The organism is Komagataeibacter nataicola, from assembly GCF_003207795.1.
GTDB lineage: Bacteria > Pseudomonadota > Alphaproteobacteria > Acetobacterales > Acetobacteraceae > Komagataeibacter > Komagataeibacter nataicola.
In genome coordinates this window covers 179,091-199,257 of sequence record NZ_NIRT01000001.1, presented here as the reverse complement: position 1 = coordinate 199,257, position 20,167 = coordinate 179,091, and the positions used below count along the sequence as shown (strand labels likewise).

Sequence of the window (20,167 nt, the reverse complement as noted above, 5' to 3'; positions counted from 1 at the left end):
GGGAAGGACTGGATGCCGGATTACACGCTTGAGCACGCCCATGGGGGACGGGTCGCCGGTGTCGATGAAGTCGGTCGCGGCCCGCTGGCGGGTCCGGTCGTCGCGGCGGCGGTCATGTTCCTCTCGGGCGTGCCGGGCAACCTGGCTGACACGCTTGATGACTCAAAAAAGCTCAAGCCCAGGGTCCGGCAGCAGCTTTACGATACGCTGCATGACACCCCTGATGTCCTGATCGGGGTGGGCGCGGCCTCCGTGGCCGAAATCGAACAGCACAACATCCTGCGCGCGTCATGGATCGCCATGCAGCGCGCCGTTGGCCGCCTGCCGCAATGGCCCGAACTGGTTCTGGTCGATGGTAACGCCGCGCCCGATTTCGGGTGCCCGGCGCAATGCGTCGTGGGCGGTGATGCGGTCAGCCTGTCCATTGCCGCGGCCTCGGTCGTGGCAAAGGTCGTGCGCGACCGGGCCATGGAGCGCCTGTCCCGGCGCTGGCCCGCTTATGGCTGGGAGCGCAATGCCGGTTACGGCACTCCCATCCACCGCGCGGGCCTGATGGCCCACGGCGTCAGCCCCCACCACCGGGCGGCATTCGGCACGGTGCGCCGCATCATGCAGGCTGCCGGTCCTTCTTCCTTACATTCAAGCGCGGAGCAGCCATCATGCTGAACAATTCATGAGCGGTGCGGTAATGATGGAATTGCCCCTTGACCAGGTGCTGCGTGGCGACTGTGTCGAGATGATGCAGACCCTGCCCGCAGGTTCGATCGACTGCGTGTTTGCCGATCCGCCATACAACCTCCAGCTCAAGGGGGAACTGCGCCGCCCCGATGACAGCGTGGTCGATGGCGTGGATGATGACTGGGACAAATTCGCCGATCTGCGGGCCTATGACGAATTCACCCGCGCCTGGCTGACCGAGGCCCGCCGCGTGCTGCGCAAGGATGGCACGATCTGGGTCATCGGCTCGTATCACAACATCTTCCGCATCGGGGCGATTTTGCAGGATCTGGGGTTCTGGATCCTGAACGATGTGATCTGGCGCAAGTCCAACCCCATGCCCAACTTCCGGGGGCGGCGCTTCACCAACGCGCATGAAACGCTGATCTGGGCCGCGCGCGGCCCAGACAGCCGCTACCGATTCAACTATCAGGCCATGAAGGCGCTCAATGACGATGTGCAGATGCGCTCGGACTGGTACCTGCCGCTATGCACCGGCGGCGAGCGGCTGCGCAACGAACACGGCCTGAAGCTGCACCCCACCCAGAAGCCAGAAAGCCTGCTGCACCGCGTGCTCGTGGCTTCGACCAATGTGGATGACGTGGTGCTCGACCCCTTTACCGGCACCGGCACCACCACGGCCATGGCGCGCAGGCTGCGTCGCCGCTTTATCGGCATCGAGCGCCACCCCGATTATGCCGAGGCCGCGATAGGCCGCGCCCGGCGCGAAAAGCCCGTGCCGCTTGACAGCGTGCTGACCACCCCCGCCCGGCGCGAAAGCCCGCGTGTGCCCTTTGGCGTGCTGGTCGAGCGCGGCATGGTGCCTGCGGGCACCGTGCTCATGGACCGGCAGAAGCGCGTGCGCGCCACCGTCTCGCCCGATGGCACGCTGGTCAGCGGACGGCACCGGGGCTCCATTCATAAAATGGGGGCGACGCTGACCAATGCGCCTTCGTGCAATGGCTGGACGTTCTGGTATTTCGAGCACGAAGGCGAACTGGTGCAACTCGATACGCTGCGCAGCGAGATCCGGGCGGAGCAGGCAGCCGTCGCATCCTGATGGCGGGGGAAGGCAGGGTGGCATGAACCGGCACCCCGATCCTGACGGGCCGCATGGCCCGTCCGGCATGGAATGGAGCCCGGGCCGCCATTCCGCGCTGCTGACCGGGGATTACCTGTTCAGCCAGCTCATTCCCTATATCGGCAACAAGCGCAAGCTGCTCGGCCTGATCGCGCAGGCCATAGCGGCCACGGGCGAGGCGCCGCCCCGCACGGACTTCATCGACCTGTTTGCGGGCACCGGCGTCGTATCAAGGCTTGCCAAGCGGCTTGGCTTTCGCGTGCTGTGCAATGACTGGGAGCCCTATAGCGAACAGATCAACCGCTGCCATATCGTCCAGTCACGCGCGCCGGTCTTTCATGGCGGGCGCAGTTATGAGCAGGTCATGGCGGAACTCAACGCCCTGCCGCCGCTGGAAGGCTGGATCACCCGCCACCTGTGCCCTGATGATGACGTGCATTATGACACCGCGCGCGACCGGATGTTCTACATGCGCAAGAATGGCATGCGCATCGACGCCATTCGCGCGCAGATTGCCCGGTGGGAACACGATGGCCTGCTTGATGCGGAGCAGAAGGCCTGCCTGCTGGCTCCGCTGCTGTACAGCGCCAGCTACAACAGCAATACCAGCGGGCTGTTCAAGGGGTTTCACCACGGCTGGGGCGGGCGCACGGGCACGGCGCTGTACCGCATTGCCGCCGACCTTGCGCTACGCCCGGCGGCCTTTATTGATAACGGGCATGAGAACAGGGTGCTGCGCATGGATGCCCATGCCCTGGCCGACACCCTGGCGGGGGAAGTGGGGGAGGCGGCCATCGCCTATATCGACCCGCCCTACAACCAGCACCCCTATGGCGCCAATTATCACGTGCTCAACACCATCGCCCTGTGGGACAGCCCGCCCCTGGCCCCCAAGATTACCGGGCGCGACAAGGCGGCCATACGCCAGGACTGGCGCACCGAGCGGCGCAGCCCCTACAACCACCGCAGGCAGGCGCTTGCGGCCTACCGGCACCTGCTATCGGTGCTCGATACGCGCTGGATCGCCACGAGTTACAGCACCGATGGCTTCATTGCGCTCAGGGACATGCTGCAGGCCAATTGCGAGCGCGGTGCGGTGCAGGTCTTTACCCGCCCCTACAAGCGCTACCGTGTCAGCCGCCAGCGTTATTCCACACGCCCCATGACGCTGGAATTCGTCGTGCTGACCAACACCCGCCGCCCGCCACAGCGCACGGCCGATGAGCTCTGGCACGAGATCACCACGCTTGAGACCAGCCTGAACGATGCCTCATGAAGAAAGACGTTTCTGGTGAAGCTTTTTTTTAAAAGCTTTGGAAAAGACTGCCGTAACTTAAAAAAGCAGCCTCTGATGCGCCAGCATTTCAGGCACTCCCGGTAAGTCTAGCTGCCGCCAAAGCCCAGGAACCCGATTGACGGGTCGGCATGGCCGCCGGACGCATCATAACGCCGGTCGGGTGAGGCGGTGGTCGAGGCATGCCGGGGCATGGTGAGTGGCGGGGTGTCGTCTTCCCCGCTTTCAAGGTTGTTGGAGGCGAAATGCGGATCGGCATCCGAGAAAGTGCGCATCGACAGCAGCAGGAAGGTGATGTCGTTACGGTTCAGGTCGATCGCCATATCAAGCGGCGTCTGGCCCAGCTGGTTCTGGGCCATCATGTCGGCCCCGCGGTTCAGCGCTTCCTTCGCCGCGCCAAGGCTGCCACGGTTGATCGCATCGAACAGCGCATTGGTCGGGTTCATGTCGGCATTGGCGTGGCCGTGCTCTTCCTCGCGCGATTCAGCACCGGGCAGGGCGGCTGGAGGCGCTGCCGCCTTGGCCGCGCGGCGGGCTTCGGCCTTTTTGGCGGCGTCGGCAGCTTCGGACTCGGCTTCAGAGTCTTCGGCGTCCTGTGCATGGGCCACATGCAGCGGCATGCACACGGCAGGAAGGCCCGCGAACAGGGCGGCGACAAGAAGATATATACCGGATCTGGAAATCATGTCCTGTCCCGAGAGTGAACGTTCAGCCAGCCGCGCAACAGCCCTACGCCGCCTGCCGGTTCTGCTGATTACCGCAAAATGATGGTTGATGCGACGATTAATCCACTTCCCCGCTACGGCTGCCTGAAAAGCCAGTCTGCTCAACATCGGGCAATCATAAAGGTGTTGTGGATAAAGCATTCGTCAGAACGCTTCACAGAACGCCGCCTTTTTGAAAAAAGGCGGTGCCCCAAAACTTTTATTCTTCTTTATCAATAATTTGGGTTCAATAAGGCTCTCACGGCCGACTCTCCCGCCACCATGCCATGAACACCATCAGCAGCACGAACAGCCCCACGGCCCAGGCCGGGAGCACGGCACTTGCCTGTTGCCCGGACACGCTGTGCGCATTGCGGGCGGGGAAGGCAAAACGGCTGGCCGATGAAGCGTGGCCTGCGTCTGCCATCACCATCTTCGGCAGGGAAGGAGCCTGCGCGTCCGCGCCAAGCCAGTGCACGCCGCCACCGGTTGCCGCCGCCATGGGGCCAAGCACGGATGCCGTGGCCCGCAGGTCGGCAAACTCCAGCGGGTCTTCCGCGCGCGGCGCGGCGAAGGCTTCATGCCCGGCGTCATCACGCACGGTCCATATGCCTTCCTGTGTTGCGGGCAGGCGGGCGCGGGCGAGGCCGGTATTGCCCGCGGGCTCGAGTGTGACCTGCCGGCTGGCGCCATCAGGCGCCGTGACATGCACCACCGGCGCAGGCCCGGTGGTGACCGAGCGGCGGGTGATGGTCATCTGCCCCCCCGTAATGCTGGCCTCAAGCTGGTTTTCCTCGAGTTCCGGCTCTTTCATCAGCCAGTGCGAGATGCGGCGCAGCAGTTCGGACTGCGGGCCGCCGCCGCCCTCACCATGCGACCACAGCCAGGCCTGATCGGACATGAGGAAGGCCACGCGCCCCTTGTCCGCATGGTCGAGCACCAGCAGGGGCTGGTGGTCGGGGCCGGTCATCAGCACCTCGCCCCGGGCGGAATCGCTGCGCAGGCTGCGGTACCACGGCCCCCAGCCAGGTTTGGCCCCCGCATGCTCGGGCGCGCCCGGCAGGCCGGAGGTAACCGGGTGGCGCATGCCGGTTTCGGTCAGGTCAGGCTGAAAACGCCTGATGGCCATGCCATTGTCCGTGGTCACATGCGCGGGCAGGATATCGGAAAGCGGCGTATCCTGAAGGGAGCCTGCGGTAAGGAATTCCGGCCCGCCAATCAGCAGCAGCCCACCGCCTTCGCGGATATGGTTGACGATGTTGCGCAGATAGGCTTCGGGCAGGATGCCGCGGTTTTCAAACCCGTCGAGAATGATGAGGTCGAACTGTCCCACTTTCTGCTGGAACAGTTCATTGACCGGGAAGGCGATCAGCGCCAGGTCGGAAAGCGGCGTGCCGTCATCACGGTCGGGTGGCCGCAGGATGGTGAAGTGCACGAGGTCAACCGAAGGGTCGGCCTTGAGCAGCCGCCGCCACACCCGCTCGCCCTGGTTGGGCGTGCCTGACACCAGCAGCACGCGCAGCCGGTCGCGCACGCCGTTGATGCGGATGACATCATGGTTGTTGCGCGTGGAGACCTCGCCGGGCAGTTCGGGGGCGGACAGGCCCACCAGCATCTCGCCCGGGTGGGTGACGGGCAGGGTAATGTCCTGCGGCTCACCAATCCTGACTGGCCGGGTGAAGGTCGCGCCATCGCCCTGCGTGAGCGTGAGCTGCGTGGTGGCGCCGGGCTGGGCAGGTGCCCCCTGGTCATCGATCTGCACGCGGATGGTCACGTCCTTGCCCACGATGGCGAAGGGCGGGGCCTGAAGTACGCGCAGGTGGCGGTCGGTTTCCTCGCCTTTGCCGGTCAGCAGCACGTGCAGCGGCAGAAGCGTGTGGTGGCCGTTGCCATCATCGGGGTTGAGCGTGTCGGGCACGGCGGCGGGCACGTCATGGTCCTCGCCATCGGTAATCAGCACCGCGCCCGCCAGGCGGGAGGGGGGAATATCAGCCGCTGCCTGCTGCAATGCGGCAAACAGCCGCGTGCCGCCATGCTGGGCCTCGCGCACGGTCACGATGCGCGGCACGAGGCCGGGCACGCGGTTCATGGCGGCCTGCACGCGGGTTGCCGCATTACGCGCCATCTCGCCCCGGTTGCGCTCGTTCATCGAGGCCGACTGGTCCACCACCACAAGTGCTGTTTCAGGCAGGGGGTGCCATGTCTCGGTAATGCGCTGGGGGTTGTACAGCCACAAGGCCACGCCCAGTCCGGCCAGCAGCCGCCATACGCTCCCGCGCACCCGGCGGGCAAGGCCCCACAGGGCGAGTGCGGCGCAGGCCACCACCAGCAGGTTGATGCACCATGCGGGCACAAGCGGGCTGAGCGCCATCATGTGGCGCGACAGGTCAGGCATGCCGCTTACTCCCCAAGCCGTTTGAGCAGCGCAGGCACATGCACCTGGTCCGCCTTGTAGTTGCCGGTCAGGGCATAGATCACGGCATTCACGCCAAAACGGTAGGCCGTAACGCGCTGTTCCGCCCCGTCGGGCACGGGGGCATAGGGCGTGTTGCCCGCTTCATCCACCGCCCAGGCATGTGCCCAGTCATTGCTGCCGATGATGACCGGACTTACCCCGTCATTGGTGCTGTCGCCCTCCTGCGCCACCCATACGGGCATGCCATCGTACCGACCGGGAAAATCATGCAGCAGGTAGAAGGTGTGCGAGAGCACATGGTGGCTGTCGAGCCGGGTGAGCGGCGGAAGGTCCAGCCCCGCCGTCATGCGCTTGAGTGCTGCTGCCGTGCCGGGTGCCGAGCCGGTATAGCTGCTGGCGTTTTCGGGGGCCGTGGCCGGGTCCTGGCCCTGCGTGTCGATCAGCAGGATGCCGCCGTGGCGCATATAGGTGTTCAGCGCCGCAGTGCGGGCGGGACTGGTGGGAGCATCTGGCGTGACCGGCCAGTAGATGAGCGGGTAATAGGACAGGTCATCATGCTCCGGCGTCACGCCATCGGGGTGGCCAAGCACGGCGGAGGTGCGGGCGTTGACGTAGTCCGACAGGCCCTGAAGCCCCTCCTTCGATACATCATCAATCTCGGGGTGGTCGGTCACGATATAGGCCAGCCGGGTCTCGAGCGCGGCGCGTGGCACGTCGGGCGGTATGTCGGCCGCCTGCGCGCAGGCAGTACCCATGCCGCAGCACAGGGCCAGCGCCGCAAGCCCGCGCCACTGCCGCCCGCGCTGCATGATGCTGATCAACCCGTCGGCCAGCAGCAGCACGGCGGCCAGAAGGAGCAGCGCAGGCCCGATCGACAGGTCAGCCACCTGCCCGCGCAGGTCGGATACGGTGCCGATGGGGGGCTGGGCCGCAAGGGCTGCCGGGTCATCGCCCACATTGAGCGCGCGGCGGCTGTTGCGCGGCCCGTACAGCCCCGGCGGGTGTTCGAGGCTGGGGGCGGTGTGGCCAAACGCATCGGCCCGCAGCGCCTGCGCCCCTGCGGGCGGCGAGACCAGCGTGCCATCGCCATCAAGCGCCATGTAGGGGGCGAGCAGGGTGGTGCCAGCGGGCGTTTCGATGCCTGAAGCCTGATCGATCAGGTGCTGGAGCATGCCCACGAACAGCCCCGAAAGCGGCAGGTTCGACCATTCCGCCGTGCTGGTGACATGGAACAGCACGACCTGCCCCGCGCCGAGCGCAGCGTGGGTGACCAGCGGCGTGCCATCATCCAGCCGTGCCCAGCTATGGCTGTCGAGATCGGTGGAAGGCTGGGCCAGCACCTGCCGCGACACCGTGACATCGGCCGGGATGTCCAGATCATGGAATGGCGATGTGGCGGGGAAGGGGGCCAGATGTTCGGGCCTGCTCCATGACATTGCGCCGCCGAGCACGCGGGCGCCATCCATCAGCGGCACGGGCAGCAGCGGGTCGGTCTGTGGCTGTGGCGTCTCGTCACCACCATTCGTGGCGTCGGCGCCCTGAATGAGCAGCGGGCCGGCAAAGCGGATCAGCGTGCCGCCCGCGCGCACCCATGCCGCGACTTTCTTGCGGCTTTCGGGGCTGCCCAATGTGCCATCGGGCGCGATGATGACCGAAAGCGGGCGCGCGAGCAGCGTATCGAGATCGCCTTCGCGCAGTTCGGCGGTGGGTTGCAGCGCGCGGCGGAGGTAGAACAGGCTGCCCATCAGCGGCGTGTCGGAACTGCCGGTTGCAATCAGCCCCACCGGGCGCTGGCGTTCGCGCTCGTCAAGCAGGCGCAGGCCCGCAGGCCCCGCCATGCCATCAAGGGCGAGGTGATCGACCTTGTTGCGCAGCTCGGCGGGCAGGTCGGGGGCAAGATCGGCATGGTCGGCGCCCGCGGGCAGGTTCACCGGCAGCAGGCCCAGCGTGCCGCCAGACGCGGTTTCAAGGCGGAGCTGGCCCGTGCGCGGATGGTCGCGCGGAACCGTGCGCAGCCGCGTGGCCAGGCTGCCCTGATTGCTGGCAGGCGGGGCGAGCAGCATGATATCGGATTGCGGCACCTGCATGTCATGCACGGGGCCAATGGCGGCCAGCGCCGTGGCAAAATCCGTGTCGCCTCCCGTGGCCAGACCGTCGGCAATGTAGATGACCGGCCCGCGCCAGCCCTGGCCCGCAAGGGCGGTGAGCGCATGGGTGGCCGCAAGGCGGTCGGTGGGCCAGGCGCGTGGCAGCATCGGGTCGATCTGGCTGCGCAGCAGGTCGGCCTGCACGGCAGGCTGGACCGTGATGGGGTCGAGCGCGTCATTGCGGGCGGTAAGCAGCAGGCGGGCGGTGTGGCCCGTGCGCGCAAGGTGGTCGAGCAGGCCATCAAGCGCGTGGATGCGCTGTGCCCATGTGCCCGCCGCAGCCCAGCCGTTATCAAGCACAATAAGGCAGTCGGCATCGGGCAGGCCGCCCTGTCCGCGTGGGAAAACCGGCTGTGCCAGCCCCAGCACCAGCCCCAGCACGGCCAGGCAGCGCAGCAGCACGCGCCATAACGGGGCGGAGGTCGCATCGGGCGGCGGGGCCGCGAGTGCGCCAAGCAGCCGCATGGGCGGGAAGGACTGCGTGCGCGGCGCGGGCGGGCGGGCATGCAGCAGCCACCACACGGCGGGCAGGGCCAGCAGGCCCAGCAGCATCCAGGGCGCCAGCAGGATCATGGCCGTCCTCCCGCTTCAAGCAGGGTGTGCAGGGCCATCAGCGCCGCAAGTGGCGGCTGGTCGGTCATGTGCATCACGGGTGGGCTGCCCACGGCTGCGCACAGCGTGCGCAGCCGTGCCTGATGGCGCTGCCAGACCAGGGCATAGTCCTGCTGCAGCGTGGGGCTGCCATGGAGCAGGCGGGCCATATCCTCCTCCACGCCGGTAAAGCGGGTGGGGCCGGTATAGGGCAGGGTGGTCTCCGCGGGGTCGAGGATCTCCACCAGCGTGGTGGTGGCCTGACACATGGCAAGCTGGCGCAAAAAGGTCTCGAGTTGCGCGGGTGGGTAAAGTCCATCGCCAAACAGCAGCACGCGGCTGCGGGCGGGGATGGCGGTGGTCAGCGGCAGGTCCGGTGCATCGGGCGCATGGCGCAGGGCGGCCAGCAGCGCATGGGCCATCTGTTCCAGCGCGTGATGGCCGTGCAGACGCAGCGGCGGAGTTGTGGGAGTGGTGCCAAGCAGGCGGATCCGTTCGCCCTGCCGCAGCAGCATGGCCGCACTCGCCAGCGCCAGCAGGAAGGCCCGCTCGGCCTTGGGCGGCAGGGCGGGATCGGAATGCCAGCGCATGGAGGCGCTATTATCGCACCAGATGCATATGATATGAGGAGTCTGTGCTTCGCGCTCGCGCACGAAGGCCCGGTCGCCCCGCGCCGACTGCCGCCAGTCAATGGCGCTGGCCGGCTCGCCCTGTGTTGCGGGGCGGTATTGCCAGAACTCGTCGCCCTGGCCTGCCTTGCGGCGTGCGTGGCTACCCTGACCTACGGTGCGGGCCAGGCGTTCGGCAGCAACGAGCAGGGCGGGCAGCCTTCCTGCCAGGTCATCAGCCAGCGCGGTGGCGGTGATGGCGTTGCGTGGCAGGAACCCGGCCTCCGCCGCCTCAGGCGCGGGGCGTGGCGCACCGGGCGTACGGGCGGCGTTCGGGATCAGCCGGGACAGGAAGGAGGGAAGGGCAGCCAATGTCAGCCGATCCGTCCGGCCAGCGTATCGATCAGGGTGGACAGGCGCAGGTTTTCCGCCCGTGCGGTAAAGGACAGCGCCATGCGGTGGGCCAGAATGGGGTGAGCCAGCGCCACCACGTCCTCGATGGTGGGAGAGAGCCTGCCATCAAGCAGGGCGCGGGCACGGGTGGCCAGCATCAGCGCCTGTGCGGCGCGCGGGCCGGGGCCCCAGGCCACGGCCTCGCGGATCGTGGGGTCATCGCTGGTTTCCGGTCGGGCCGCGCGCACGAGGCGCACGATCGCATCAACCACCTGCTCGCCCACAGGCAGGGCGCGCACCAGCGCCTGCGCCTCGATCACGTCGGCCGCCGTCAGTACGGGGCTGGCGGTGGCGGTGGTGGTGCCGGTGGTGGCCAGCAGCATGGCGCGCTCGGCTTCCGCGGTGGGGAAGTCGAGCGTTACCTGCATCAGGAACCGGTCAAGCTGCGCCTCGGGCAGGGGGTAGGTGCCTTCCTGCTCGATGGGGTTCTGGGTCGCCAGCACGTGGAAGGGGCGGGGCAGCGGGTGGTTGGTGCCCGCAATGGCCACCTCGCGCTCCTGCATGGCCTGCAGGAGTGCCGACTGCGTGCGGGGGCTGGCGCGGTTGATCTCGTCAGCCATGAGCAGCTGGCAGAACACCGGCCCCGCCACGAAGCGGAAGCTGCGGCGGCCGGTCTCGTCCTCATCAAGGATTTCGCTGCCCAGAATATCGGCGGGCATGAGGTCGGGCGTGAACTGCACGCGGCGTGCGTCCATGCCCATCACGTGACCCAGCGTTGTCACCAGCAGCGTCTTGCCCAGGCCCGGCGCGCCCACCAGAAGCGCGTGCCCGCCAGCCATGATGGTGGTCAGCACCAGATCGATCACCCGGTCCTGCCCCAGTATGACGCGACCGATTTCCGCCCGTGCGGCCCGCAGGCGGGCGCCCATGCTCTCGGCCCGGGCCGCGATCTGCTCGCCGGTCAGGGAAGGGGGGGATGTCATGCCCGCCTGCGGCGCCGCATGGAGGGGGGAGGTATCATCCATGGTCATCATTCCAACAGTCTGACAGGTCCGGGGGTTTCATCAAGGCAGTGTTGATCCCTATATCAAGTCCAGCAGCTTCCATAGTGTCGGGTTAACGCAATTGATGGACGATTTCGAGACAGGACAGAACCCGCCCGCCCGTGCGCCGGGGCAGGCGGGAACATGCGGCGCGCTGCCGTTCGTGATCAGGCGTGACGGAACGTGGCTGTACCGTGGCTCCCCCATCCGCCGCAAGCCGATGGTCTGCCTGTTCGCCTCCACCCTGCGGCGCGACGCGCGGGGTGGCTTCAGGCTCCAGACACCGGTGGAGCAGGGCACGATCGAGGTGGAGGACGCTCCGTTCGTGGCCAACCACCTTGAATGGCATGGCTGCGGGCGGGGGCAGGTGCTCTCGTTTCGCACCAATGTCGATCAGGTGATCTGTGCAGGCCCGGATCACCCGATTCGATGTGACTGGAACGTGCCGTGCGAAGGCTGCGGCACCGGCCCCGTGCCCTACCTGCATGTGCGCGATGGCGATGGCGCGCTGCCGATCGAGGCCCGCATCGCGCGGCCCGTCTATTACGAACTGGCCGCCCTCGCGGTGGAGGGGTACCATCAGGGCGTGCCCTGCCTTGGCGTGTGGAGCCAGCATGTGTTCTTCCCGCTTTCCGTCATGGAGGCGGCTTCGTGACCAGCCCGCTTGCCACGCTGGCCCAGGGCATGCCCGATGTGCTGGAACAGCTTGGCCGGATCTGGGCCATCATCCCTGATGCAAGGTTGGTGGGCGGCGCGGTGCGCGACCTGCTGCGCGGGCAGGCGGTCGCCGATATCGACCTGGCCTGCCCCACGCCCCCCGATGCGGTGATGGCGATGCTGAAGGCGGCGGGCATAAAGGTCGTGCCCACCGGGCTTGCGCATGGCACGGTCACCGCCGTCATCGACCGCCGCCCCTTCGAGATCACGACCCTGCGGCGCGATGAGGAAACCGATGGCCGCCACGCCACCGTGGCCTGGACGCAGGACTGGCGCGAGGATGCGGCAAGGCGTGACTTCACCATCAACGCCATGTCATGTGACAGCGCGGGCGTGGTGCATGATTATTTTGGCGGGCAGGCCGATCTGGCGGCGGGCAGGGTGCGTTTCGTGGGCGATGCCCGCCTGCGCATTACCGAGGATGCGCTGCGGATCCTGCGCTTCTTCCGCTTTCAGGCCCGTTATGGCCGCGGTCAGCCGGACGCGCAGGCGATCGACGCCATGACGGCTCTTGCCGCCCTGATCGACCGCCTCTCGGTCGAGCGGATCTGGTCGGAACTGCGGCGTATCCTGACAGGCCCCGAGGTGGTGCGCACCCTGGTGCAGATGCAGGCCTGCGGCGTGCTGGCCCATGTCCTGCCCGAAGGCTGCGCCATTCCCCGCCTCGGACGCCTGCTGGCCTGCGGCGCGCCGGATGAGCCGGTGCTGCGGCTGGCCGCGCTGGTGGCGGGCGATGAACGTGAGGTTGCGCGGCGGCTGAAGCTCTCCCGCGCGGAGGGGGGCGCGCTGGCCCGTGCGCGCGGCGGGCCGGTGCCCTCTCCCGGTCTTGGCGGGGCGGCCATGCTGCGCCTGCTGGCCGACCATGCCGCGCGTGACCTGATCTGGCGGACGTGGCTGCGGCAGGCCGACGCGCTGGGGCAGCCTGATGCCGGGTGGGACGCCCTGCGCCGCCAGCTTGCGCATACGCAGCCGCCGGTTTTTCCCCTTAACGGTGGGGATGTGATGGGGGCTGGCTGCCCGCCCGGTGCCGTGGTGGGGCAGGTGCTGGGGCAGGTGCGGCGCTGGTGGCTGCAGGAGGGCTGCGCGCCGGACCATGCCGCGTGTGTTGCGCGCCTGCGCGCCGTGCTGGCTGAAGGTGCCGCCCGCGCGACATAATTTGTAACCGCATGTCGCAGCGCTTTGTTTTACGCGGGCTTGCGGCTATAGGCCGATTGATGAACGCAATCAAAATGACCGCGCCGGATCGTGCGGCGGCGCCTGATGCACAGGCGTCGTCACGTCGCCTCATGCGGCGGCTGTGGCGCGATGAACTGGCCCACCACAAGCTGCGTATCATGACCGTCATGGTGCTGACGGCGCTCATGGCCATATTCAGCGCGCTCTACCCGCTGGTGATCCAGCGCGCGCTCGACATGTTTGCCGATCATGATCCGCGCATCCTGTACCAGGTGCCCGTTCTGGTGGTGGTGATTACGGTGGCCAAGGCCATCTCGCAGTACGGGCAGTCGATTGCGGTGCAGTCGCTGGTGCTGCTGGTCATCCGGGGCCTGCAGGGGCGCATGTTCCACCATCTGGTCAATGCCGACATCTCGCGCATCGAAACCGAGGCCCCCGCCCAGATCGCAGCGCGCTTCACCACGGATGCCGTCTCGATTCGCGAGGCCATGATCCGGGCCACCAATTCGCTGGGCGATGCGGTGAGCGTGGTGGGGCTGATTGCCTCCATGCTCTACATGGACTGGGAACTCAGCCTGATTGCCGCCGTGCTCTACCCCATTGCCGCCCTGCCGGTGCGCCGTCTGGGCAGGCGGCTGCGGCGCGAATCCGGCGGCGTGCATGAACAGATTGGCGAGACCAGCGCCATGCTGGCCGAAAGTTTTGGCCAGTCGCGCACCATCCGCGTCTATCGCCTTGAAGCCGAGGAGGAAGGCCGCGCCGCCCGCGTGCTCGACACCCTGCATGACCGCCTGCTGCGCATTGCGCGCGGGCGCGCGCGCGTGGACCCGATGCTTGAGGTGCTTGGTGGCATCGCCGTGGCCGCCGTGCTGGGTTTTGCAGGCTGGCGGGCCACGCAGGGGGGCGCCACGCTGGGCGATTTTTCGGGCTTTGTGGCCGCCCTGCTGCTCGCTGCCCGCCCGCTGCGTTCACTCGGCACGCTCAACATTGCCCTGCAGGAAGGGCTTGGCGGCCTGCAGCGTGTATTCGATGTGATTGATGAGCCCGTAGCCGTGGCGCAGGCGCCCGATGCCATCGGGCTGCCCGCAGGGGGCGGTGACCTGCGCTTCGAGCAGGTGGCCTTTCGCTACCCCGATGGACGCATGGGCCTGAACGGGCTGGATTTTGCGGCCGCTCCCGGCCTGACCGTGGCCCTTGTAGGCCCATCGGGGGCGGGCAAGTCCACAGCGCTTTCGCTCATTCCGCGCCTGCATGATGTCACCGGCGGGCGCATCACGCTTGATGGCGTGGACCTGCGCCGCCTGATCCTGGCCGAACTGCGCGATGCGATCGCCTATGTCAGCCAGGACACGCTTTTGTTCGACCTGCCGGTGATCGACAACATCCGCATGGGCAACCCGCAGGCTACTGACGCGCAGGTGCATGAAGCCGCCCGGGCCGCTGCGGCCGATACGTTCATTCAGGCCCTGCCGCAGGGCTATGCCACGGTGGTCGGCCCCGGCGGGCAGCGCCTTTCGGGCGGCCAGCGGCAGCGCGTGGCGCTGGCCCGCGCCCTGCTGCGCAACCCGCGCGTGCTGCTGCTTGATGAGGCGACAAGCGCGCTTGATAGCGAGAGCGAGGCCATCGTGCAGCAGGCCCTGACCCACCTGCGCCACGGGCGCACGACCATTGTGGTGGCGCACAGGCTTTCCACCGTGCGCTCGGCGGATCTGGTGGTGGTGATCGCGCACGGGCAGGCGGTTGAATGCGGCACGCATGATGCGCTGATGGAACACGATGGCCTGTATGCCCGCATGGTGCGCAATCAGGCCTTCACGCTCTGACGGCACGGGTGAATGTGCATCTGAACCGGGGTTGGCGGTTGAAGTGTGGCAAGCTTCGTGCAATGGATTGACCGACCCGTTCGGTCAATACGTGCGATGACAGGATCAGGGGCTGCAATCAAGTGATGATGAGGGAAGCAGATGGCCGCGGACGAAGGCAAGGCACCTGAAGACGGACAGGACAAGCAGAAAAAGGAAGTATCGCCGCGCCGCAAGCTGATCCTGATCGGTCTTGTCGTGGTGGTGGTGGTGGCGGGTGCGCTCTACTGGTTCCTGCACCGCAACGAGGTGGAAACCGATGACGCCTTCACCGCAGGCCGCGCCGTGGCGGTGGCCCCCCATGTGTCCGGCTACGTGACCGAACTGCTGGTCAATGACAACCAGTTCGTCCATCAGGGCGATGTCATTGCCCGTATCGATGACCGCAACTGGCGCGCCCAGCGTGACCAGGCGGCAGCCGCCGTCGATATCGCGCGCGCGCAGGTGCAGAACTATACCCTGCTGAGCGAAGTGGCCAAAAAGAACTTCCCCGGTCACCTCATGGTGGCGCAGGGCCAGTTGCAGCAGGCGCAGGCGCAGGAATTCAGGGCCGAGACCGATTACCGCCGCCAGCATGGCGTAACCCGTGAGGCGACATCGCAGCAGAACATCGATTACGCCACGGCGGCGCTGAACGCGGCCAGGGCGCAGGTGCTCGAGGCGCAGGGCAACCTTGAAACTGCGCTGCCCGTCATCCCCAACATCGCCAGCACCGAGGCCCGCGTAACCGAGCAGCAGGCCACCCTGAACCAGGCCGAGGCGAAGCTGCGCGAGGCGGAACTGAACGTGGAATGGACCACCATCCGCGCCCCGCATGATGGCTGGATCTCGCAGCGCAACATCGAGCGCGGCACCTATGTCACGGCAGGCCAGACGGTCGTGTCCGTGGTGGAGCCGGAAGTATGGGTCGTGGCCAACTACAAGGAAACGCAGCTCACCCACATGCGCCCGGGCCAGAAGGTGGATATCGCGATTGATGCCTACCCGTTCCTGAAGCTCAGGGGTCATGTTGACTCGCTGCAGCTTGGCACCGGGGCGACCTTCAGCGCCTTCCCGCCCGAGAATGCCACCGGCAACTACGTGAAGATCGTGCAGCGCGTGCCGGTCAAGATCCTGATTGACGAGGGGCTGCGCGCCGACCTGCCGCTTTCCATCGGGCTGTCGGTTGAGCCTACGGTCCATACGGAATGAGCGCGCAGGCAGCGCCTGCGGCCCCGGCGGATGGCGCGGGCTGGAAACCGAAGCACAACCCATGGCTGATCGCCGTGGTTGTGACGGTGGCCGCCTTCATGGAAATTCTCGATACCACCATCGTCAACGTGGCGCTGCCGCATATCGCGGGCAGCCTGTCCTCGACCTATGATGACGCGACCTGGACGCTCACCTCCTATCTGGTGGCCAATGGCATCGTGCTCACCATATCGGGCTGGCTGGGCAAGCTGTTCGGGCGCAAGCGCTATTTTCCTGATCTGCATTGCCATGTTCTCGCTCTCGTCGTTCCTGTGCGGCATTGCGACGAGCCTGCCCGAGCTGATCTTTTTCCGGCTGATGCAGGGCTTTTTTGGCGGTGGGCTCCAGCCCAACCAGCAATCCATCATTCTGGACACCTTTCCGCCCGACAAGCGCGCGGCGGCCTTTGGCCTGACGGCGATCGCCACCGTGGTGGCCCCCGTGCTCGGCCCGTCGCTGGGCGGGTGGATTACGGATAACTATTCGTGGCGGTGGGTGTTCTTCATCAACGTGCCGGTGGGCATTCTGGCCACCATCGCGGTCTCGATCATGGTCGATGACCCGCCATGGGCGCGCAAGCAGAACGCGCCGCTCGACTTCGTGGGCATCGGGCTGATTACCATCGGCTTTGGCTGCCTTGAAGTAGCGGTTGACCGTGGCGAGGATGAGGACTGGTTCGGCTCGCGCATTATCGTCACCATGGCCATCCTGGCTTTCCTCGGCATAGGGGGCGCCATCATCTGGCTGTTGCGGGCCAAGAACCCGGCGGTGGACCTGCGGGTGTTCAAGGACCGCAACTTCGCCGTGGGCACCGGGCTGATGGGGGCGGTGGGCGCGCTGCTTTATTCATCCGCGATTATCGTGCCGCAGTTCTCGCAGCAGATCATGGGCTATACCGCAACACTGTCGGGGCTGATTCTCTCGCCCGGTGGCATTGTGGTGATCGTGCTCATCCCGCTGGTGGGCATTGCAATGAAGTATGTGCAACTGCGCTACATCATCGCGCTGGGCTTTTTCCTGATGGGCGTATCCATGATCTGGTCGGCGCAGCTCGTGCCTGATCTTGATTTCCGCCATCTGGTCATGTTCCGCATGAGTCAGACGGGCACGATGGCCTTCCTGTTCGTGCCGATCTCGACCATTACCTACGCCACCTTGCCCCGCAGCCTGAATGCCGATGGCTCGGCGCTGTTCAGCATGGCGCGTAACGTGCTGGGTTCGCTCAGCATTTCAGGGGCTACAGCCATGGTGACGGAACTGCGCCAGGCGCACCAGAACCAGATGGTGCACTGGATGACGCCCTACCATCAGCCCTTCAACGAATACCTGGCCCAGAGCCGGGCGGTTGCCGTGGCGCGTGGCTACGCGCAGGGCGCGCTCAATAACGTGGCGATGGGGCGGCTGTACAAGGAATTCCAGCGCCAGGTCGCGATCCTTGCCTATAACGAGGTCTTCATGATCCTCGGTATCGGGTGCATGCTGGTTGTGCCATTCTGCTTTCTCATGTCGCCGCTCAAGGGCGGGGACAAGTAACATATAAAAGTTTTTGGTGAAGCTTTTTGCAAAAAGCTTCGAAAAAACGCTGCCTTTTTAAAAAAAAGGCAGCACCCAGAAATTTTTGTCAGTTTAAAGCAGGAGAAGAACCATGACAGGCATAATCCGGGTTGTCTGTGCGGCAGTTATCGAGCACGAGCGCCTGCTGGTCGTGCGCAAGCGCGGCACCACGGCCTTCATGCTGCCCGGCGGCAAGCCCGAGGCAGACGAAAGCCCGGAGCAGGCGTTAGTGCGTGAAATCGATGAGGAACTGGGCTGCGCCCTGACATTGGGGGCGGAACTGGCAGGCGATTTTTCAGCGCCTGCCGCCAATGAGCCGGGTTATGCCGTGCAGGCCCGCATCTGGACCGGCCGGCTTGAAGGCAAGCCTGCTATTGCTGCTGAAATTGCCGAACTGCGCTGGATTACGGCTACCGATGCCGCAGGCCTTTGCCTTGCCCCGCTGCTGAGTGGCAAAACGTGGACCGCCCTGGCCCGGGCGGGCCTCATGCCTCAGCTGGCAATGGCGTAAGGCGCGAAATAAGCGGCTAGCCGGGCATAAATATCTTTTTTTATGCCAACATTGAGGTGGGGCAACTGCTTGAGCGTCACCCATTTCCATAAATCGAATTCGGCGGGCTGGTGGGCATCAAGCCGTATGTCGGCATCCTGCCCGGTAAAGCGCAGGGCGAACCATTGCTGTGTCTGCCCCCGGTAGCGGCCGCCGAGCGCCTTGCCAATCAGGTGAGCGGGCAGGTCGTAGCTGAGCCATTCGGGGTAGGCGGCCAGGATTTCGGCGGCATTGGTGCCGATTTCCTCATGCAGTTCGCGCAATACGGCAACCTGCGGGGTTTCGCCCTCATCAATGCCGCCCTGCGGGCATTGCCACACGCCTTCATCCGGCGGGCCGCCTGCGCCGGGCATGTCGGTACGGCGGGCGACAAGCACCTGCCCATGCCGGTTGAACACGAGCGCACCCACATTGGGGCGGTAAGGCAGGGTGGTCTGACTGGTCATGAAGGCTGGCCTTCCGGCACGATCAGGGGTGAGCTGGTTCTGCGGGAACCGCAGGCGTGGCCGGGGCCGCAGGGGCCTGCTTTTCCGCCGGTGCGGGCGGAGGGGCAGGGGTTGCGGGCGGCGCTGCATCCGGCGTGGTCGCGGGGGCCGCAGGTGTTGTGGCAGCAGGCGGCGCGGCCTTTTGGGTGGCAGCGGCAGGCGCGGTGGCGGGCGCCTTGTCGGCACGGGTTACGGGTGGCTCGGGCGGCACGGGCAGCCCGGCCATGGAGCGCACGACCCGCAGCCCTTCCTGAAGCTGGAAGTCAGTCGAGGGCTTGGTCGGGTCAAATTCGGGCCAGTTGGCAGGCGGCTGGGCCGGGATGGTCTTGGCTATGGCGGGCAGATCGGTGCGCGTGGGCGCCTGGGCCGTGTTGCCGCCCCGGTTCTTGATGATATGCGCAAGATCGGCTTCGTGAATGCTGTAGCCGCTATCATCATGCGCCTCGCGCACGGGAATGTCGGGGATGATGCCCAGCCCCTGGATGGAACGGCCAGATGGCGTGTAGTAGCGCGCCGTGGTCAGGCGGATCGCGCCCTCGCCAGGAATGGGCAGGATGGTCTGCACCGAGCCCTTGCCAAAGGTCTTTTCGCCAAGCAGCACGGCGCGCTGGTGATCCTGCAGCGCACCGGCCACGATTTCACTGGCCGAGGCCGAGCCGCCATTGATCAGCACCACGATGGGCAGGCCGCCGGTAATGTCGGCATTGTGTGCATCCCAGCGCTGGCTGTCCTGCGCATGACGGGCGCGGGTGGACACGATCTCGCCACTGCGGATGAAGTCGGAGCCCACATCGATCGCCTGTGTCAGCAGCCCGCCGGGGTCGGAACGCAGGTCGATGATAAGGCCCGCCATCCTGTTATGGGTCTGGGCCTGCAGCTTTTTATAGGCCGCCATCAGGCCGGACTGGGTTTCCTCATTGAACTGCGCGATTCGGATGTAACCGACATTGTCATACAGCGCGGACTTGATGACCTGCAGCGGAATGATGGCGCGCGTGAGGGTGACGATGACGGGTTTGGGCGTCTTTTCACGGATCAGGGTCAGGGTGATGCGCGTATCGGGCTTGCCGCGCATGCGGGTCACGACCTGATCGAGCGGCTGGCCATCGATGTTCTTGCCATCGATCGCCACGATGAAGTCACCGGGCTTGATGCCCGCGCGGGCGGCAGGGGTGTCATCAATGGGGGAGACCACGCGCACGTGCCCGTCCTCGCCCTGCACTTCAAGGCCGAGGCCGCCAAAGGAGCCCTTGGTCTGGACCTGCAGGTCGGAGAACTGCTTCTCGGTCATGTAGGAGGAATGCGGGTCCAGCCCGCTCAGCATGCCGTTGAGCGCGTTGGTGATGAGGTCGCGCGTCGAGACCGGCTCGACGTAATTGGCCTTCACCTTCTCCAGCACGTAACCGAACAAGAACATGAGCTGTTCGATTTCCTGAGGGGAATTGTCATCCTTGGAGACTGCATCCGCCGCATGGGCCATGGGGGCGAAGCCGCTCCACCTGCTGGCTGAATAGTGGGCAATCTGCGGGGCCGCCACGATCCCTGCAAGAAAGGCGCAACCGATCAGCAGGCCATTACGGAATTTCATGCGTCGTTGTC

The 20,167-nt window shown here is 66.1% G+C and carries 15 protein-coding genes and 1 pseudogene; 9 read left to right on the top strand and 7 right to left on the bottom strand.

The window, feature by feature from the left end:
* Window positions 1-12: 12 nt before the first annotated feature.
* From CDI09_RS00945 to CDI09_RS00935, 3 genes are read left to right on the top strand one after another with little or no spacing between them, the layout of a single operon-like run.
* Window positions 13-666 carry a ribonuclease HII gene (locus CDI09_RS00945; protein WP_078524540.1) on the top strand — a complete coding sequence of 218 codons (654 nt, stop codon included), beginning with the start codon at window positions 13-15 and terminating at the stop codon, window positions 664-666.
* A 7-nt stretch (window positions 667-673) separates the two neighbouring features.
* The gene (locus CDI09_RS00940) at window positions 674-1,777 is read left to right on the top strand and encodes a site-specific DNA-methyltransferase (protein WP_061271341.1); all 1,104 of its coding nucleotides are present in this window, start codon (window positions 674-676) and stop codon (window positions 1,775-1,777) included.
* 22 nt (window positions 1,778-1,799) lie between these two features.
* Window positions 1,800-3,074: a DNA adenine methylase gene (locus CDI09_RS00935; protein WP_110571147.1), complete on the top strand. Its 1,275-nt coding sequence runs from the start codon at window positions 1,800-1,802 to the stop codon at window positions 3,072-3,074.
* 107 nt (window positions 3,075-3,181) lie between these two features.
* Here the strand turns inward: CDI09_RS00935 and CDI09_RS00930 are convergent, their stop codons facing one another.
* The 5 genes from CDI09_RS00930 to CDI09_RS00905 form a co-directional block, all read right to left on the bottom strand.
* On the bottom strand, window positions 3,182-3,778 hold the full coding sequence (locus CDI09_RS00930) for an ankyrin repeat domain-containing protein (protein ID WP_078524537.1): 597 nt from the start codon (window positions 3,776-3,778) through the stop codon (window positions 3,182-3,184).
* Window positions 3,779-4,055: 277 nt separating this feature from the next.
* Window positions 4,056-6,191 carry a hypothetical protein gene (locus CDI09_RS00920; RefSeq protein WP_078524536.1) on the bottom strand — a complete coding sequence of 712 codons (2,136 nt, stop codon included), beginning with the start codon at window positions 6,189-6,191 and terminating at the stop codon, window positions 4,056-4,058.
* A 5-nt stretch (window positions 6,192-6,196) separates the two neighbouring features.
* Entirely contained in the window at window positions 6,197-8,932 is a 2,736-nt protein-coding gene (locus CDI09_RS00915; protein WP_110571145.1) for a DUF4159 domain-containing protein, read from the bottom strand.
* A complete protein-coding gene (locus CDI09_RS00910) occupies window positions 8,929-9,930 on the bottom strand; it encodes a DUF58 domain-containing protein (protein ID WP_078524535.1) in 1,002 nt (333 codons plus the stop codon). Before CDI09_RS00910 ends, CDI09_RS00915 begins: the two co-directional genes overlap by 4 nt.
* 2 nt (window positions 9,931-9,932) lie before the next feature.
* A complete protein-coding gene (locus tag CDI09_RS00905) occupies window positions 9,933-10,985 on the bottom strand; it encodes an AAA family ATPase (protein WP_078524534.1) in 1,053 nt (350 codons plus the stop codon).
* A 94-nt stretch (window positions 10,986-11,079) separates the two neighbouring features.
* Here CDI09_RS00905 and CDI09_RS00900 point away from each other — a divergent pair, with 94 nt between their 5' ends.
* The 6 genes and pseudogenes from CDI09_RS00900 to CDI09_RS00875 all read left to right on the top strand — a co-directional run bounded on the left by CDI09_RS00900 (window position 11,080) and on the right by CDI09_RS00875 (window position 18,044).
* Window positions 11,080-11,649: a DUF1285 domain-containing protein gene (locus CDI09_RS00900; RefSeq protein ID WP_078524533.1), complete on the top strand. Its 570-nt coding sequence runs from the start codon at window positions 11,080-11,082 to the stop codon at window positions 11,647-11,649.
* A gap of 29 nt (window positions 11,650-11,678) precedes the next feature.
* On the top strand, window positions 11,679-12,866 hold the full coding sequence (locus tag CDI09_RS00895) for a CCA tRNA nucleotidyltransferase (protein WP_205836690.1): 1,188 nt from the start codon (window positions 11,679-11,681) through the stop codon (window positions 12,864-12,866).
* Window positions 12,867-12,940: 74 nt separating this feature from the next.
* Window positions 12,941-14,710 (top strand): ABC transporter ATP-binding protein, encoded by a 1,770-nt coding sequence (locus CDI09_RS00890; RefSeq protein ID WP_078524531.1) that lies wholly within the window; start codon window positions 12,941-12,943, stop codon window positions 14,708-14,710.
* A gap of 141 nt (window positions 14,711-14,851) precedes the next feature.
* Window positions 14,852-15,940 (top strand): HlyD family secretion protein, encoded by a 1,089-nt coding sequence (locus CDI09_RS00885; protein WP_078524530.1) that lies wholly within the window; start codon window positions 14,852-14,854, stop codon window positions 15,938-15,940.
* Window positions 15,937-17,512, top strand: a pseudogene (locus tag CDI09_RS00880) (DHA2 family efflux MFS transporter permease subunit). The gene CDI09_RS00885 and the pseudogene CDI09_RS00880 overlap by 4 nt, the downstream one beginning before the upstream one ends.
* A gap of 112 nt (window positions 17,513-17,624) precedes the next feature.
* On the top strand, window positions 17,625-18,044 hold the full coding sequence (locus CDI09_RS00875; RefSeq protein WP_078524529.1) for an NUDIX hydrolase: 420 nt from the start codon (window positions 17,625-17,627) through the stop codon (window positions 18,042-18,044).
* Here CDI09_RS00875 and CDI09_RS00870 read toward each other — a convergent pair.
* Window positions 18,026-18,529 carry an RNA pyrophosphohydrolase gene (locus CDI09_RS00870; protein ID WP_078524528.1) on the bottom strand — a complete coding sequence of 168 codons (504 nt, stop codon included), beginning with the start codon at window positions 18,527-18,529 and terminating at the stop codon, window positions 18,026-18,028. The two genes, CDI09_RS00875 and CDI09_RS00870, sit on opposite strands and share 19 nt — an antisense overlap.
* 22 nt (window positions 18,530-18,551) lie before the next feature.
* A complete protein-coding gene (locus CDI09_RS00865) occupies window positions 18,552-20,156 on the bottom strand; it encodes a S41 family peptidase (protein ID WP_078524527.1) in 1,605 nt (534 codons plus the stop codon).
* Window positions 20,157-20,167 lie beyond the last annotated feature (11 nt).